Below are 15385 nucleotides of genomic sequence, written 5' to 3'. Positions count from 1 at the left end.
GCGTGAGCGCCAATCCCGACACGCATGACGCGGCGGCGGTGCCGGTGGCGGCCCCGCCCGCCTCGCTGCTCGACGACATGCGCCGGCTCGGGCGGAAGCCGCGCACCATCCTGCTCTCGATCACCAGCCTGTTCCTGGGCGTAGGCTTCCTGACCTGGGCCTCGCTCACCTGGTCCGGCCACCAGAGCGCCCTGTCGGCCGCCCGGGACGAGGCCCGCCTGCTCTCCCGCGTGGTCGACGAGCATTTCCAATGGACCATCAAGGGCTCCGACCTCGTCCTCCGGCAGGCGGTCGAACTGGTCGCCGAAGACGGGCTCACCCCGCTCTTCGCGACCGAGAGCCGGCGCCTGCACCTGATCGGCATGGCCCGGCTGCTGCCGCAGATCGGCTCCCTCTGGTTCTTCGACGACAAGGGCCGGGTGGTCTATTCGACCAGCCAGGGCCGCGCCCCGCCGGCCGATTTCGCCGATCGCGACTTCTTCCAGGCGCATCAGAGCGGCGAAGAATTCTTCATCACCCCGGCCAACCGCAGCCGCCTGACCGACAGCGTCTATTTCTCGATCAGCCGGCGGCTCGAATACCAGGGCCGTTTCGCCGGCGTCGTGCTGGCGGCGATCGACATGGGCTATTTCGCCAAGTTCCACGGCGGCTTGAAGGTGCCGGCGACGACGGCGCTCGAATTGTTCCGGACCGACGGGCGGCTGGTGGTGCGCTGGCCGATCAACGACGACATGGTCGGGCGCGACTTCCTCTACACCCCCTTCTTCCACGAGAATCTCTCGGGCGGGCGCGAGGAAGGCGCGGTCGAGGCGCCGACCATCGTCGACGGCACCCCGGCCGTCATCGCCTATCGCCGGATCGCCGGCCTGCCCCTGGTGACGCTCGCCTCGATCGACCGCGCCGCAGCCTTGCAGGAATGGCGGCGGACGACCGGCATCGGCTTCGTCTTCGTCGTCCTGGCGGGCGGGCTGATCGGCGGTCTCGCCGTCTTCGGCCTGCGCACCGTCGACCGCGAGGCGGCGGCCAAGGACAAGCTGGCCGCGCGCACCGTCGAGCTCGAGGAGGCGCTGGCCTCGCGCACGCTCCTGTTCAAGGAGATGCACCACCGGACCAAGAACAATCTCCAGATCGTCTCCAGCCTGCTCTCCTTGCAGGCCGGGCAATATGGCGATCCGACGTTGCGCCAGGGCTTCACCGACACGGTGAACCGGATCCGCGCCATGGCGCAGCTCCATGAACAACTCTATCAGGGCGGCGAATTCGCCACCGTCGACTGCGCCGCCTTCCTGCGCGCGATCGGCGAGAGCCTGACTGGCGAGGGCGGCACCCGCGGCCGCATCGCCCTCGAACTCGAGCTCTCCAGCATTTCCCTGCCCATGGACCGGGCCGTGCCGCTCGCCCTGATCGCCAACGAGATGCTGACCAACGCCCTGAAGCACGGCTTCGGTGACGGCCGCAGCGGCACGATCCGGATCTCGCTCCGCACAGTCGAGGGCCAGCTCGAACTGGTGATCGCCGACGACGGCGCCGGCATGCCCGAAGACCAGGGCGGCATCGAAAAGGCGAAGAGCTTGGGCATGCGGCTGATCCGCGGCCTCGCGGTGCAGCTCAAGGGCAAGGTCGACTTCGCCTCGCCCGGAGCGGACGGGGGCACGCTGGCGACCCTGCGCATCCCGCTCTGAACGGCGGCGGTCTCAGGGCCGGCCTGCGGCCAGTTTCTCGACCCCCGGACCGGCGGCCAGGGTAATGCCGAAGGTGCCGAACAGCAGGCTCGCCTGTTCCGGCTCGTCGATGCCGAAGACCAGCACCGGCTGGTTGGCCGCCCGCAGATGATCGATGAATTGCTTCACCGCCTTGGGTTCGTGTTCGAGCCGGGGCAGCAGGCGCGCGTGATTCAGGGCGACACCGGCGAGGCCGTCCCGGCGCCCGTCGACGCCGCGGCTGTCGAGCCCGTCGAGCTCCAGCCAGGCACCGCGGCCGAGGCCGGCCAGACGGCGCAGGAAGACGGTCAGCCGCTCGCCCGTCAGCTCCGGCGGCAATTGCTCGACCAGGGGCATCATCCGGTTGCGCACCGCCGGCGGCAGGCCGTTCACCATGGTGGCCAGCCGGCTGGCGGAGGGCGCATGGGCGAGCGTCGCGTAATGCAGCGGCGTCATGATCAGGCTGGCGCCCTCGCCGGTCATGGCCCATTCGACGGCGCGCCCGGCGAGCGCGATGTCGAGTTCACGCTCGAGCGCCGGCTCGATGCCGTGGTGCCGGCGCAGCCAGGTGATCCAGCGGGCCGAGCGGTCGTCGAATTCGGCGATCGCATGACGGGCGGCGGCGAGGTCGCGGCTGCGCGCCGGACGCGCTTGCACCGTGCCTTCGTCGAGAATGTCGGCGATCACCGTCTCGATCTGCTGGTGACGGCCGCTGTCCTGGCGGATGCGATCGGCCAGCTTGCGGGTGAGGTCGCCCGGCACGTTCGGCCGCGGCGCCGCCAGGGCGGCATCGGTGGCACCGAGCACCGCCGCGCCGCCGAAGGCTTCGAGCGAGGCGAGCGCGCCGCCTTCGCGGACCAGGCGGTGGCGGGTCATCTGGGCGATCTGCTGCATCCGGCCGAGGGCGTCCTCGACCGTCGCGACGTCGAGCATGAAGACCAGAAACATCTCGTTCTTGACCGCGACGAACAATTCGCCCGGGCGCAATTCGCCGGCCAGCACCGCGGCCGCGGCGATGCGCGCCCGCTCCTGCGTGTCGCGCCAGATCGAACCGAGGCTGCGCACCAGGTCGTCGTCGGCGACGATCTCCAGGAGGCCGAGGGTGACCGCCTGATGCTCGATGTCGACCCGCCGCAGCATCGCCCTCTCGAAGACGTCGGGGCCGGCTTCCAGCGGGTTGACGCGCGGCGCCGGGGCGGCCGCCGGGGCATTGGTGCTGCGCAGAGTCAGTACGCGAAAGATCCGGCCGCGATGGTCGACACCGCGGGCCATGCTGACCGTCGCCCCGCGCGCACCGCGCTCGGGCGCCAGGAAAGTGGCGGCGGCCAGGCTGCCGTCGCCCGGCGGCGTGCGCAGCTCGATCACCTCGGCGAGCGGCCGGCCGATCAGGGCCGGCACGGCGAGGCCCGCCTGTTGTGAGAAGATTTCGCTCGCCAGGGTGATGCGGTCTTCCTCGTCGACGACCACGATACCGTCGCGCAGGGAATCGATCAGGGCCGGCAGCAAGCGGTCCGCACTCGGCGCCATCGCCTGGTCGGAGCCCTTGGCGACCACCACGCCCGCGGCTCGTCCGTCGTGACGGCGCAGCAGGCAGCGCAGATGCTCCGGCCCATCGCCTTCCAGCGCCACTTCGGCATCGAAGGCATTGCCGGCATAGTCGTAGACCTTGACCGCCAGAGGCTCGACCACCTCGCCCTTTTCGGCGGCGCGCACCAGGCGGTCGACCGCCCTACGCTCGCTCCAAGGCCCGAACAGGATCGCCAGGGTCTGACCTCGCGCCTCTTCGGCCGGCCAGCCGGTCAGGGCCGTGAAAGCGGCGTCGGTCTCCAGGATCTTGGTGTCGAAGCCGGTGGAGAGCCGGGCGCTCGCCATCGTGTCCTGCTGGGTCGGCGCCGCGAAGGTCATGACTTACCCGAACATGGTGGCGAACAGACCGTCCAGGAAGCCCGACACCTGCTCGACCCAGAGTTCGCGCGACTGGCGATAGGTCTGGGCATGGCCGCCGAAGCCTTCGACCGCGCTCTCCGCGCCGTCTTCCGCCACCGGCGGCGGGGCCTGCCACAGGACCGCGGCGGGATCCGCGGCGGCCAGGCGTTGGGCGTCGGCGAAGGGGACCACCGGGTCGTCCTTGGCGTGGATGATCAGCAGGGGCCGGGCACCCAGGCGGCCGATCACGTCGATCGTCCGGCCATCGCGTTCGGCCAAGCCCCAGAAATGATCGGCACCCCAGAGCACGAGGCGGGTCAGCAGGGGCGGCAGGCCGGTCGCGTCCTCGACCTCTTGGCCGACCACGGGGCCCGAATCGGCATAGGTCGAATCGACCACGACGGCTTCGATGCGCGGATCGGCGGCCGCGGCATAGATGGCCACGGCGCCCCCCATCGAGGTGCCATAGACGGCGACGCGCCGGCCGGGACTCCGCCGCTTCACCCAGTCGACGGCGGCGATCACATCGCGCGCCTCGTCCGGGCCATAGCTGGGGCCGCGCGGCCCGGCACCGGAGTCGCCGTGGTTGCGGAGATCGAGCGCCAGGACGGAATAGTTCCGGCCGAGCAGGTCGCGCATCATGCCGGTCTGGTCGATATAGTCATCCGCCCGCGTCCCGCCCGAGCCGTGAACCAGGATGACGGTCGCCTTGGGCGCCTCGGCCTCGGCCACCCAGGCCACCAGGTCGACGCCGTCGGCACTTGCGAAATGGACGGTCTGTACGGCGAGGTCGGCCGGGGCCGGCGGCACGGCCTGGCGGTACTGCGCCATCAGCATGCCCGGCAGGACGCCGAACAGCACGGCCGCAGCGACCGCCACGAGCAGCACCACAAGGAGAACGACGCGCCGCATCTCGCCCTTTCTGTTCCAGGCCGGATCGGCACCGCTTTACCACGGGATTCGGCGAAAAAGCGACCCCGCGCGGTACCATTTGCCCCCGAAACCCTGGCAGATGCTGGTTAACAGCCCCATAAGGCCGACTTTCGCCTCAAAGGGCGGCGCGCAGCAGGGCCGAGACGCCGAAGCCGATCAGGACGAGGCCCGAAAGCCGGTCGATCGCCGCCAATAGGCGGGGCCGGAGGAAGCGGCGGGCACCGCCGGCCGCGGCCACGATGGTGAGCTGCCAAATGGCCGAGCCGAGGGCGAGGCCGACGACCGTCGTTCCCGCCGCCAGGGCGCCGCCCGCGGCGGCGAGGCCGATGCCGGCGAAAGCCCCGGCGAAGGAGATGATGGTGAGCGGGTTGGTCAGGGTGAGGCCGACCGCCGAAACATAGGCGGGCAGCACGGCCCCCCGGGCCGGCGCCGCCGCTGCCGCCTCGGGCAGGGCGATGCGCCGCCCGGCGGCGCGGATGCCGCCGATGCCGAGCCAGACCAGGGTGGCGCCGCCGATCAGGCCGAGCAGGCGCGCCTCGTCGACCAGCACGGCAGTCACCGCCGACAGGCCGAAGGCGGCGCAGGCGGCATAGAGCGCATCGGCCGTGGCGGCGCCGAGGCCGGTGGCGACGCCGACCGGCACCCCTTCGGCGACGGTCCGCTTGAGGATCAGCAGCGAGATCGGCCCGACCGGCATGGCGATGAAAAAGCCGAGAGCGAAGGCCGAGGCGAAGAGGCCGAAATCCAGGTCCATCATAGGCTGCCGACCGGCAGGGCGGTCGTCTCCTTGGGGGTCGAAAGGGCGAGCTGGGTCTCGCTCCGGGCGAGGGCGCCGGTCGCCTTCAGGCGTTTCAACAGGGTTTCGAGGGCCGCCATGTCGGCGACCCGGACCTTGAGCAGGTAATTGGCAGCGCCGGTCACGTGATGGCATTCCATCACCGCCGGATCGGCCGTCACGGCGGCGACGAATGCGTCCTCGTCCGCCCCTGCGGCCAGCGTCACGGTGACGAAGGCGGTGATGCCGAGGCCCAGCGCCACCGGATCGGCCAGCGCCACGATGGCGCGCAGGGCGCCGCGCGCCAGCAGCTTGCGCACCCTCTCGTTCACCGCCGAGGACGACAGGCCGACCGCCTGGCCCAATTCGGCGAGGCCGAGCCGTCCGTCCTGTTGCAGCCGCGCAATCAAGGCGAGATCAATTTCGTCCAGCATTCACCACAATCCATCTGGGAAATTTGATACAGATCAATTTTCAGCCGCATAATCAGGAAACAATCCTGTTATTTCTATATATGTCAGGAAAAATTCCTTTTTCAATTCCATTTTCAGGATATTTTGCTATTGCACCCTCTCTGCCAGGAACCGTGGGTCGGGCCGGGGTCGTCCGTTCAGCGGTTGCGGTGGGCGGCGGAAGTGGCTATTGCCATGGCCAACGTCCGTTTGCCGCACGGCATGAAAGTCTGACAATGAGCAATCTGAACCAGGAGCGGGTCCTCAGCGTTCACCATTGGACCGACCGGCTGTTCTCCTTCACCACGACGCGCGATCCGTCGCTGCGCTTCATCAACGGCCAGTTCACCATGATCGGCATCGAGGTCGACGGGCGGCCGCTGCTGCGCGCCTATTCGGTCGTCTCGGCCAACTACGAGGAACATCTGGAGTTCCTGTCGATCAAGGTGCCGGACGGCCCGCTGACCTCGCGCCTCCAGCACATCAAGGTGGGCGACACCGTGCTGGTCGGGCGGAAGCCCACGGGCACGCTGATCGCCGACAACCTGCTGCCCGGCAAGCATCTCTACCTGCTCTCGACCGGCACCGGCCTCGCCCCCTTCATGTCGATCATCAAGGACCCCGAGGTCTACGAGAAGTTCGAGAAGGTGGTCCTGGTCCACGGCGTCCGCGAGGTGGCCGAACTCGCCTATCACGAGCAGATCGAGAAGGAATTGCCGGAGAACGAATTCTTCGGCGAATTCGTGCGCGAGAAGCTTATCTATTACCCGACCGTGACGCGCGAGCCCTTCCGCAACCAGGGCCGGCTGACCGACCTGATCGCCAACGGCAAGCTGTTCACCGACATCGGCCTGCCGCCGATCTCGCCCGAGAACGACCGTGTCATGCTGTGCGGCAGCCCGCAGATGCTGGGCGACATGGTGAAATGGCTGCAGGCCCACGGCTTCACCGAAGCCAGTTTCTCCAAGGCCGGCCATTACGCGATCGAGAAGGCTTTCGTCGAAAAATAGGGCCTAGTAGCCTCGGCGCTCCCGTCAGTGAGTTGCGCCATGGCCCTGCCCGATCGACCGAACGTCCTCTTCATCACCGCCGACCAGTGGCGGGGCGAATGCCTCGGCAGCCTCGGCCATATGGTCTCGACCCCGACCCTCGACCGTCTGGCGGCCGAGGGCGTGCTGTTCAGGCGCCATTACGCCAGTGCCGCCCCCTGCGGGCCGAGCCGGGCCTGCCTGCACACCGGCATGTATCTGATGAACCACCGTTCGGGCACCAATGGCACGCCGCTCGACGCGCGTTTCACCAATGTCGCCAAGGAGGTGCGCAAGCTCGGCTATGCGCCGACCCTGTTCGGCTATACCGATACCGCGGCGGACCCGCGCGGCAGGCCGGCCGACGATCCGGCGCTGGCGACCTACGAGGGCGTGCTGCCCGGCTTCGACATCGGCTGCCGCCTGCCGGAGGAACCCACGGCCTGGCTGAAATGGCTGCGCGCCAAGGGCTATGAGGTGCCGCCCGATCTCGAGATCTATCACCCGGTCGACAATTACCCGGGCGCCGAGGGCAAGGGGCCGAGCTACCCGCCGCCCGTCTTCCCGGCGGAAGATTCGATCACCGCCTTCCTCACCGGCGAAGTCCTGGCCCACCTCGAGAGCGAGGGCGAGCGGCCCTGGTTCGTCCATCTGTCCTGGTTCTGTCCGCATCCGCCCTGGGTCGCGTCGGAGCCCTACAACACGATGTTCGACGCCGATGCGGTGCCCGGCTTCATCCGCCGCGAGGCGCGGGTCGAGGAGGCGACGCAGCACCCCTGGCTCGCCTATCAGATGGGCCGCGCCGGCTATCGCGCCCCCGAGTCCGACACGGTGATGCGCCAGTTCAAGGCGACCTATTACGGGTTGATGCGCGAGGTCGACGACCAGCTCGCCCGGATCGTCGCCTGGCTGAAGGAGAAGGGGCAGTACGAGCGGACCCTGATCGTCTTCACCTCGGACCATGGCGAACAGATGGGCGACCATTGGCTGCTCGGCAAATCCGGCTATTTCGACCAGAGCTTCCACATCCCCCTGATCATCCGCGACCCGCGCAGGAATGCCGACGGCACCCGCGGCAGGGTGGTGGAGCATTTCACGGAATCGGTCGACGTGACGCCGACCATCCTCGACTGGCTCGGCCTCGACGTGCCGGTGCAATGCGACGGCACCAGCCTGATGCCCTTCGTGCTGGGCCAGAAGATCGAGGGTTGGCGCGACGCCGTCCATTGGGAATACGACTTCCGCGACATTCGCGGCGCCGGGCCGGAGAGCGAACTCGGCCTCACCATCGAGGGCTCCAACCTCGCGGTGATCGCGGACGAGGAGGTGAAATACGTCCATTTCGCCGGGCTCGACGCCCTGCTGTTCGACCGCCAGGCCGATCCCGGCGAATTCGCCAATCTGGCCGCCAAGCCGGACAAGGCCGCCCTGCTCGCCCGCTATGCCCAGAAGATGCTGTCCTGGCGCATGCGCCACATGGAACGCTCCCTGAGCCATTGGCACCTGGGCGAGGGCGGCCCGGTGTTCCGGCGCTGACGCCCCGATGACCAAAGCCCGGGAACCCTATCGCTTCGGCGTGACCCGGGCGCCGGAACTGGCGGCGCCGGGCGGGGTCTGGTTCAACGTGCCGGGCCCCCTCACGCTGCGCGATCTGCGCGGGCGCCTGGTGATCCTGGATTTCTGGACCGCCGGCTGCGTCAACTGCCACCATGTGCTGCCCACATTGGCGATGATCGAGGCGCGTTTCCCGCGCGAAGTCGCGGTGGTCGGCATCCACAGCCCGAAATTCCCGGCCGAGCGCGGCCCTTCGGTGGCAATGGCGGCGATCGCCCGCCTGGGCATCGGACACCCCGTGCTGCACGATCCCGGCCTGCACCTCTGGCGTCACTATGCCGTGCGCGCCTGGCCGACCCTGGTGCTGATCGGCCCGGACGGCAGGATCGTGGCGAGCGACGCGGGCGAGCCCGACGCCGCCCGCCTGATGGCCGCGGTCGAGGCGATCGTGATGGCCGGGCGGAATGCCGGCACCCTGCTGCCCGGCAGCCTGAGCCTGATGCCCGCGCCCCTGCCCGGCGGGCGCTTCGCCTTCCCGGGCAAAATCCGCCGCCTGCCCCTGCCCCTCGGCCGGGCCGACTATGTGCTGGCGGACACCGGGCACCACCAGATCGTGCTGCTCGACGCCACCGGCGGCGAGGTGGCGCGGATCGGCGCCGGCATCGCCGGACCGGGCGACGGCCCCTGGGGCGGGGCGCGTTTCAATGCGCCGCAGGGCGTCTTTGCCGATGGCACGGCGATCTGGGTCGCGGACACGGGCAATCACCTGATCCGGCGGATCGACCTCGGCGCCTTCACGGTCTCGACCGTGGCCGGCTTCGGGCGGCGCGGGCCGATCCTGCAGGATCCCCTGCCCGGCCCGATCGCCGGCCTCGCCTCACCCTTCGATCTCGTCGGCGACGGGCGCCAGCTCTTCGTCGCCAATGGCGGCAGCCACCAGATCCTGGCCTATGACCTCGGCCATGGCATGATGCGGCCCGTCGCCGGCAATGGTGCCGAGGGCTTGCGCGACGGCGCCGGCTTCGACGCCGTGCTGGCCCAGCCGAGCGGGCTCGACCGGGCGGCGGACGGCTCCATCGGTTTCGTCGACGCCGAAAGCTCCGCCCTTCGCCTGCTCGATCCGGCGACGGGGGCGGTCACCACGCTGGCGGGCCAAGGCCTGTTCGATTTCGGCGCCGTCGACGGCCCGGCCGAGAGCGCCCTGATGCAGCATCCCCAGGCGCTCTGCTTCGACGGGCCGCGGCGTCTCCTGATCGCGGACAGCCTGAACGGCCTGATCCGCCGCTTCGACCGCGACACGGGCCGGCTGGAGACGCCGGAACAGACTTGCGAAGACCCGGTCTGCCTGCCCGGCGGCGCGCCCAACGGGATCTGCCCGGATGGTGCCGGCGGCTTCATCCTCGCCGATACCGACAATCACCGGCTGCTGCGGTTCGATCCGGCGCGCGGGACGACGGTGACTTTCGCCGCATGATGATAGAGTGAAATTCGCCCTGATTCGTGCCGGTGAGAAAGACATGGCGAACGCCCGCGACACCAAGCTGCCCGTGCCGACCGAGGCGCCGCCGCGCGTCAAGCAGCCGGTGCCGGCCGCCGACGCTTCGCTCGGCGGGCTGATCGGCTGGGCCTTCGTGCTCGCGGTGACGCTGGGCTGGCTCGCCGCCGCCAGCGTCTATCTGGGCGACGTGGTGGGACTGACCGCCCTCGGCAATCTGGCGCCGCACGAATTGGCCGCGGTGCTGACCGGCGTCTTCGGCCCGGTCGCCGTGCTCTGGCTGGTCGCCCTGATGCTGGACCAGCGCGCCGCGGTGATGCGCGCGCTGGGCGGCCGCCCGGTCGCAGCCCCGCGCCTGCCCGCCACCCCGGCACCCGGCGTCGGCGCCGAAGGGGCGGCCCGGGTGAAGGCCGAGACGGACGCGCTGCGCATCGCCACCCTCGAAGCGCGCGAGGCGACCCAGGACCTGGTCGCCCTGGTCTCCACCCGGATCGAGGACCTGCGCAAGGTGATGCAGGAAGCGCGCGAGACCCGCTCCACCATCGGCGGCGCACTCGACGCCCTGTCGAGCGCCACCCGCTCGACCTCCGACGCCCTTTCCGGCGCCTTGGCCGCGATCGAGCAGCAGGTCGACCAGCGCCTGACCCGGCTCGCCGATGCCGCCCGTTCCGCGGCCGCCGCCTCGGCCGCCGCCTCGGCCGACCTGCAGCGCCAAGCCGACGCCATGCTGGCCGCGGGCGACGCGGCCGCCGACAAGGCCGACACCGCGACCGCCAAGCTGCGCCAGGTCGGTACCGACCTCGACCTCGCCGCCGGGCGCGTGGTGAGCGCCGCGGACGAAGCCTTCGCCACCCAGGACCGAAGGGTCGACGCGATCGAGAAGGCGCTGGCCCGGGTCGGCGCCATCAATGCGACATTGGACGAGAGCATCGGCTCGACCCGCGCCGGCATGATGGGGCTCGAAGACGCCGCATCGGGCATCGCCCGGCGCCTGTCCGACGCGACCGAGGCCCTGTCGGGCGAGAGCCTGCGGCTGCGCGATCTCGCCGAGGCCAGCCAGGCCGCCATCACCATGGCCGCCGGCTCGACCGCCCGCGCCGGCCAGGCCGTGGGCGAGGCCAGCGATACAGCACTCGCCAAGCTGCAACAGACCGAACGCAACCTGCGCGCCCTGGTCACCGCGACCCAGTCGGAAGTCGGCCGCGCCGTGACCGATTTCGCCACCCTCGGGGAAACCCTGCGCCGGAGCGCCAGCGAACACGCCGAAATCACCACGAGTGCTACCCAGCGCGCCACCGTGGCCCGCGACCAGCTCCGCCGCGTCGCCGAGGAGATCGCCGGTGCCGGCAACGAGGCGAGTGCCCGCAGCCATGCCGCCGCCGATGCGTTGCGCAACAGCGCCACTGCCCTGACCGCCCATGCCGACAATGCCCTCGGCCGGCTCGGCGAAGTCGGCCAGGGCTTCGAGGCGCTGGCCACCAGGCTCCGCACCGCGGTCGACGACGCCCAGGCGCGCGGCGGCGAGGCCGGCCGCATCGCCGCCGAGACGGCACGCGAACTGGCCCGCGCGGGCGAGAAGTTGAAGGACGAGCTGCGCGCCATGGAGGCGGCGATCGACGATCACGCCCGCACCCTGGAGACCGCCGCCGGCCGCGCCGCCACCTCGATCGAGGAAGCGGGCCGGCGCTTCGCGGCCGAGGCCGGCAATCTGGACGACGAGACGGTGCGCGCCGTCGCGACCGTCGACAATGCCATCAAATCCCTGGCCCGCCAGGGCACCGACGTGATCGCCACGGCCGACAATGCGGTGCAGCGCCTGGGCACCGTGGTGACCGGCTTCCGCCAGCGCGCCGACGCCCTGGCCGAAGGCGCCACCGCCGCCGAACGCCGCCTGAACGAGAGTGCCGCCGCCCTGGACGGCCGTGCCCGCGAGTTGACCGGCACCGCCGATACCGCAGGCGCCCGGGTCGAACAGGCGGCCGATACGATCGAACGGCGCGGCCGCGACCTCGAGTCCGCCGCCGACCGGGCGAGCGCCCGGATCGATGCCGCGGTGAGCGCCATCCAGCGCCAGGGCGACATCATCGCCAGCGTCGCCGACAAGGCGACCAACGAGACCGGCAAGGCGGGCCAGATGCTGGATGCGATCGGCACCGCCATCGACCAGCGGATCGCCACCGCCCGTTCCCAGGTCGCCGATGCCGAACGCACGCTGGGCGCCTTCGCGGCCCGGCTGGACGCCGCCGCCCAGGGTGCCGTGGGCAATCTCAACCTGCTGATCGAGACCCTGGAACGCGACGATTCGAGCCTGGCGGCCCAGGCCGGCGAAGCCATCTCGAAACTGCGCGAGATGAGCGGGGCGATCGCGGTCGAGCGCCAGTCGCTGCTCGAATCCTCGGCCAAGAGCCGCGAGGAACTGGAAACCGCCATCGTCATGGCGACAAGGCGCGGCGCCGAGCTGAAGGCCCTGGCCGACGAGACGGCGGGCGCGCTCGGCCAGATCGCCCGCAACCTGGCGACCGAAACCCAGCAGCTTTCCGGCCGGGCGGACGAGACCCGGCGTGCCATGGGCGACCTGGTGAAGGCCATGGCCCACGAGGTCGAGGAGCTGGGCGCCACCGCCGCCGGGATCGAGGTGAAGCGCCAGGACCTCGAGGACGTCGACCGCCGCCAGCGCCGCCAGAACGCGGTGAAGGCCTCGGCCGCGGTGATCGAGGGGCTGAACGGCCTCTCCGTCGACCTCGCCCGTACCTTCGAGGACGAGGACCTGCCGGACGACCTGTGGCGCCGCTATCTGGGGGGCGAGAAGGGCGTCTTCACCCGCCGCCTGCTGGGCGCCAGGAGCCGCGACGGCCATGCCGGCATCGCCGCCAAATATCGCGACGACGGCGAATTCCGCACCTATGTCGACCGCTACATGCGCCAGTTCGACGAGCTGATGCGCCTCGCCGCCGAAGTGGACGACGAAGACGTGCTGGCCGCCGCCCTGAAATCGTCGGACATCGGCAAGCTGCATCGCCTGCTGGTGGCGGCCCTCGGGCGCGACCGCTAGTTCATGGAAGACGCGGCGGTCCGGCGCCGGATCCGCCGGCGCTTCCTCCGTGCGCTGGCGGTGGGCCTGGTCGCCGCCCCGCTCTCCCTCGTGCTGCTCTACCGGATCGTGCCGGTGCCGGCGACGCCGCTCATGCTGCTCCGCCTCGCCGAGGGTTACGGCATGGCCCATGACTGGGTCGGTTACGACGACATCTCCCCGGCCATGGTGCGCGCGGTGATCGCGGCCGAGGACGGCAAGTTCTGCCACCACTACGGTTTCGACTGGCAGGCGATCGACGACGCCTTGGATGCCATCGGCGAAGGCCGGCGGCGGCTGCGCGGCGGCTCGACGATCAGCCAGCAGACGGCCAAGAACGTCTTCCTGTGGCCCGGGCGGTCGTGGCTGCGCAAGGGACTGGAGGCGGGTTTCACGGTCGCCATCGAGACCCTGTGGGGCAAGCACCGGATCATCGAGGTCTATCTGAATTCGGTCGAATTCGGCCCCGGCATTTACGGCGTCGAGGCGGCGGCGCGCTTCCATTTCGGCAAGTCGGCGGCCGATCTCTCGGTGCCGGAAGCGGCTTTGCTGGCGGCCGTGCTGCCCAACCCGATCCGCTTTTCCGCCTCGAAACCCTCGACCTGGGTCAGGACCTATGCCCGCCGCATCCAGGGCCGCATGGCCGACCTCGGTAAGGACGACGTGCCGCCCTGCGAGTGATGGGGTGCCACGCCTGTGTCCCCCTGATCGTCATGGCCGTGCTCGACACGGCCATCCGCGAGAACACCGAGCCGGGCCGAGAGGCGTGGATCGCCGGGCCAAGCCCGGCGATGACGACAGAGGGTTGTCGTTACCCGCGATCTTGCGACCCGACTCCCCGACCGGACAGTCGTAGGGCGAGCCAGAGCTGACGATCGAGAGCGCTACCCTCAGAGCTGCTTGCCGCGGTTCGGGTTGTTCTGTGCCAGCGTCCATTCGACCAGTTCGCGCATGGTCTTGCCGAGCGCTGCGTCGAAGGCGCCGATGACCGCCTTCATGTCGTTCACCTGCAGCGCCGTTTCGGTGTCGAAGGTCTGGGCCGCGATGATCACCTGCTGGGGCTGCATGATCAGCTTGGCGTTGAGGCGGACATGGATCACCGGCGGCTTGCCGAGACCGTTCCGGTATTCCGCCTGGAATTCGCGGAGTTCCGAGATCAGGTTGAAATCGGCCCTGAGGCCGACCGCCTGGCGCCCGACGGCGACGATCCGCTTGCTGTTCTCGAAACTCTCGACCAGCAGGGTCTGGACCATGCGCGGCGCCCGTTCGGCCCAGCGCGCATTGTCGAAATATTTGACCTCGGTGGTCGACGGCATCAGGGCGATGTAGTCGGTGTCGAGGGCGCGCGATGCCAGCGGTTCCTCGACCACGAGCTGCCAGTTGACCTGGGCGCCGGGCGCGAAATCGTTCTTCGAGGTCAGGGTGTAGAGGCTCGGCGTCGTGGTCGCCGCCTTGAACAGCCCGCCGCAGCCGGCGAGCGAAAGGGCGGCAACGCCGGCGCCGGCCCGGCCCAGGAAGCGGCGGCGGCCGGGGGAAACGCAGACATCGGTCATCGGGGGGCGTACTCCGGCCGCTGGGTTCCGAGCAGGAAGCGCGAAGGATCGCTGTCGAGCCTTTCGCCGACCCGCTCCAGGGTGGCGACCAGGCGGCGCGCCTCGGTGATGAATTTGGCGAATTGGGTCAGTCCCTCGTCGGCGAATTCGTCGATCGAGCGGCGGTTGCTGATGACGAGATCGCGCAGCGCCACGGCGAATTGTTCGATCGCGTCCATCGCCTTCTTGGCGTCGCCGGTGATCGAGGAGATCGAACGCGCGGCATCGGCAATCGAGCTGGAGACCGTGTTGACGTTGTCGATGATTTCCTGGATCTCGGTCGACTTGGCGGCGATCGCAGCGGTCACCGTCTCGATGTTGGCGAGGGTGCGGCGGACCGATTCCTGGTTCTCGGGGCTGACGAAATTCTTCGCCTGGTCGAGGATCTCGGCCGAATTGCGCAGCACTTCCGGCAAAGTCGCGATGACCTGGGCAAGCCCGCCCTGCTGGCTCTGGATGATCGGCGGCTCGCCGTTCGGGTTGCGCTCCACCAGCGGGCTCTGGCCCTGGCCGGCGGTCATCTGGACATAGGCGACGCCGGTGATGCCCTGGGATTCGAGCTTGGCCACGGTATCCTTGCGGACCGGCGTGCCGGCCGCGACGTCGACCTCGACCTTGACCCGGCTGGGGTCGTTGCGGTCGAGCGTGATCTTGCCGACCGAGCCCACCTTGATGCCGTTGTAGCGCACGTCCGAGCCCTCGCCGAGGCCGTCCACCGCGCCCTGGAAATAGATCACGTAGCGGTCGAAGGCCGGCGCCCGCCCGGCGCCCGCGAGCCACAGCGCGAAGGCGAAACCGGCGATCAGCAGGGCCAGGGTGACCGAGCCGATGAAGAGATAGTTGGCGCGGGTTTCCATGCT

The 15385-nt window shown here is 69.9% G+C and carries 12 protein-coding genes; 6 read left to right on the top strand and 6 right to left on the bottom strand.

What is annotated here, in order from left to right:
- Window positions 1-2: 2 nt before the first annotated feature.
- Window positions 3-1682 carry a sensor histidine kinase gene (locus WC493_RS05475; RefSeq protein WP_373063345.1) on the top strand — a complete coding sequence of 560 codons (1680 nt, stop codon included), beginning with the start codon at window positions 3-5 and terminating at the stop codon, window positions 1680-1682.
- Window positions 1683-1694: 12 nt separating this feature from the next.
- Here WC493_RS05475 and WC493_RS05470 read toward each other — a convergent pair whose 3' ends face one another.
- The 4 genes from WC493_RS05470 to WC493_RS05455 form a co-directional block, all read right to left on the bottom strand.
- A complete protein-coding gene (locus tag WC493_RS05470; RefSeq protein ID WP_373063343.1) occupies window positions 1695-3605 on the bottom strand; it encodes a PAS domain-containing protein in 1911 nt (636 codons plus the stop codon).
- A gap of 3 nt (window positions 3606-3608) precedes the next feature.
- Window positions 3609-4538, bottom strand: a complete 930-nt coding sequence (locus WC493_RS05465) for an alpha/beta hydrolase (protein ID WP_373063341.1) — start codon at window positions 4536-4538, stop codon at window positions 3609-3611.
- A gap of 136 nt (window positions 4539-4674) precedes the next feature.
- Complete coding sequence (locus WC493_RS05460) at window positions 4675-5313, bottom strand: LysE family translocator (protein ID WP_373063339.1); 639 nt, start codon at window positions 5311-5313, stop codon at window positions 4675-4677.
- The gene (locus WC493_RS05455) at window positions 5313-5768 is read right to left on the bottom strand and encodes an Lrp/AsnC family transcriptional regulator (RefSeq protein ID WP_373063337.1); all 456 of its coding nucleotides are present in this window, start codon (window positions 5766-5768) and stop codon (window positions 5313-5315) included. Before WC493_RS05455 ends, WC493_RS05460 begins: the two co-directional genes overlap by 1 nt.
- Before the next feature lie 254 nt (window positions 5769-6022).
- On the opposite strand from WC493_RS05455, the gene WC493_RS05450 reads away from it, so the two are divergent.
- The 5 genes from WC493_RS05450 to mtgA are packed head-to-tail and all read left to right on the top strand — an operon-like array spanning window position 6023 to window position 13614.
- Window positions 6023-6796: a ferredoxin--NADP reductase gene (locus WC493_RS05450; RefSeq protein WP_373063335.1), complete on the top strand. Its 774-nt coding sequence runs from the start codon at window positions 6023-6025 to the stop codon at window positions 6794-6796.
- 39 nt (window positions 6797-6835) lie between these two features.
- Window positions 6836-8350, top strand: coding sequence for an alkaline phosphatase family protein (locus WC493_RS05445; RefSeq protein WP_373063333.1), 1515 nt, complete (start codon window positions 6836-6838; stop codon window positions 8348-8350).
- 7 nt (window positions 8351-8357) lie between these two features.
- Complete coding sequence (locus WC493_RS05440; protein WP_373063331.1) at window positions 8358-9842, top strand: redoxin domain-containing protein; 1485 nt, start codon at window positions 8358-8360, stop codon at window positions 9840-9842.
- 43 nt (window positions 9843-9885) lie between these two features.
- Entirely contained in the window at window positions 9886-12915 is a 3030-nt protein-coding gene (locus WC493_RS05435) for a hypothetical protein (RefSeq protein ID WP_373063329.1), read from the top strand.
- Between the two features lie 3 nt (window positions 12916-12918).
- The gene (gene mtgA / locus WC493_RS05430; RefSeq protein ID WP_373063327.1) at window positions 12919-13614 is read left to right on the top strand and encodes a monofunctional biosynthetic peptidoglycan transglycosylase; all 696 of its coding nucleotides are present in this window, start codon (window positions 12919-12921) and stop codon (window positions 13612-13614) included.
- A 209-nt stretch (window positions 13615-13823) separates the two neighbouring features.
- Here mtgA and WC493_RS05425 read toward each other — a convergent pair whose 3' ends face one another.
- Complete coding sequence (locus WC493_RS05425) at window positions 13824-14486, bottom strand: ABC-type transport auxiliary lipoprotein family protein (protein WP_373063325.1); 663 nt, start codon at window positions 14484-14486, stop codon at window positions 13824-13826.
- Window positions 14483-15382 carry an MlaD family protein gene (locus tag WC493_RS05420; RefSeq protein WP_373063323.1) on the bottom strand — a complete coding sequence of 300 codons (900 nt, stop codon included), beginning with the start codon at window positions 15380-15382 and terminating at the stop codon, window positions 14483-14485. Before WC493_RS05420 ends, WC493_RS05425 begins: the two co-directional genes overlap by 4 nt.
- Window positions 15383-15385 lie beyond the last annotated feature (3 nt).

Source organism: Zavarzinia sp. (assembly GCF_041650655.1).
Taxonomy (GTDB): Bacteria; Pseudomonadota; Alphaproteobacteria; order Zavarziniales; family Zavarziniaceae; genus Zavarzinia.
Note: the sequence above shows the minus strand (reverse complement) of the source record. Positions and strands in the feature narration are given on the sequence as shown.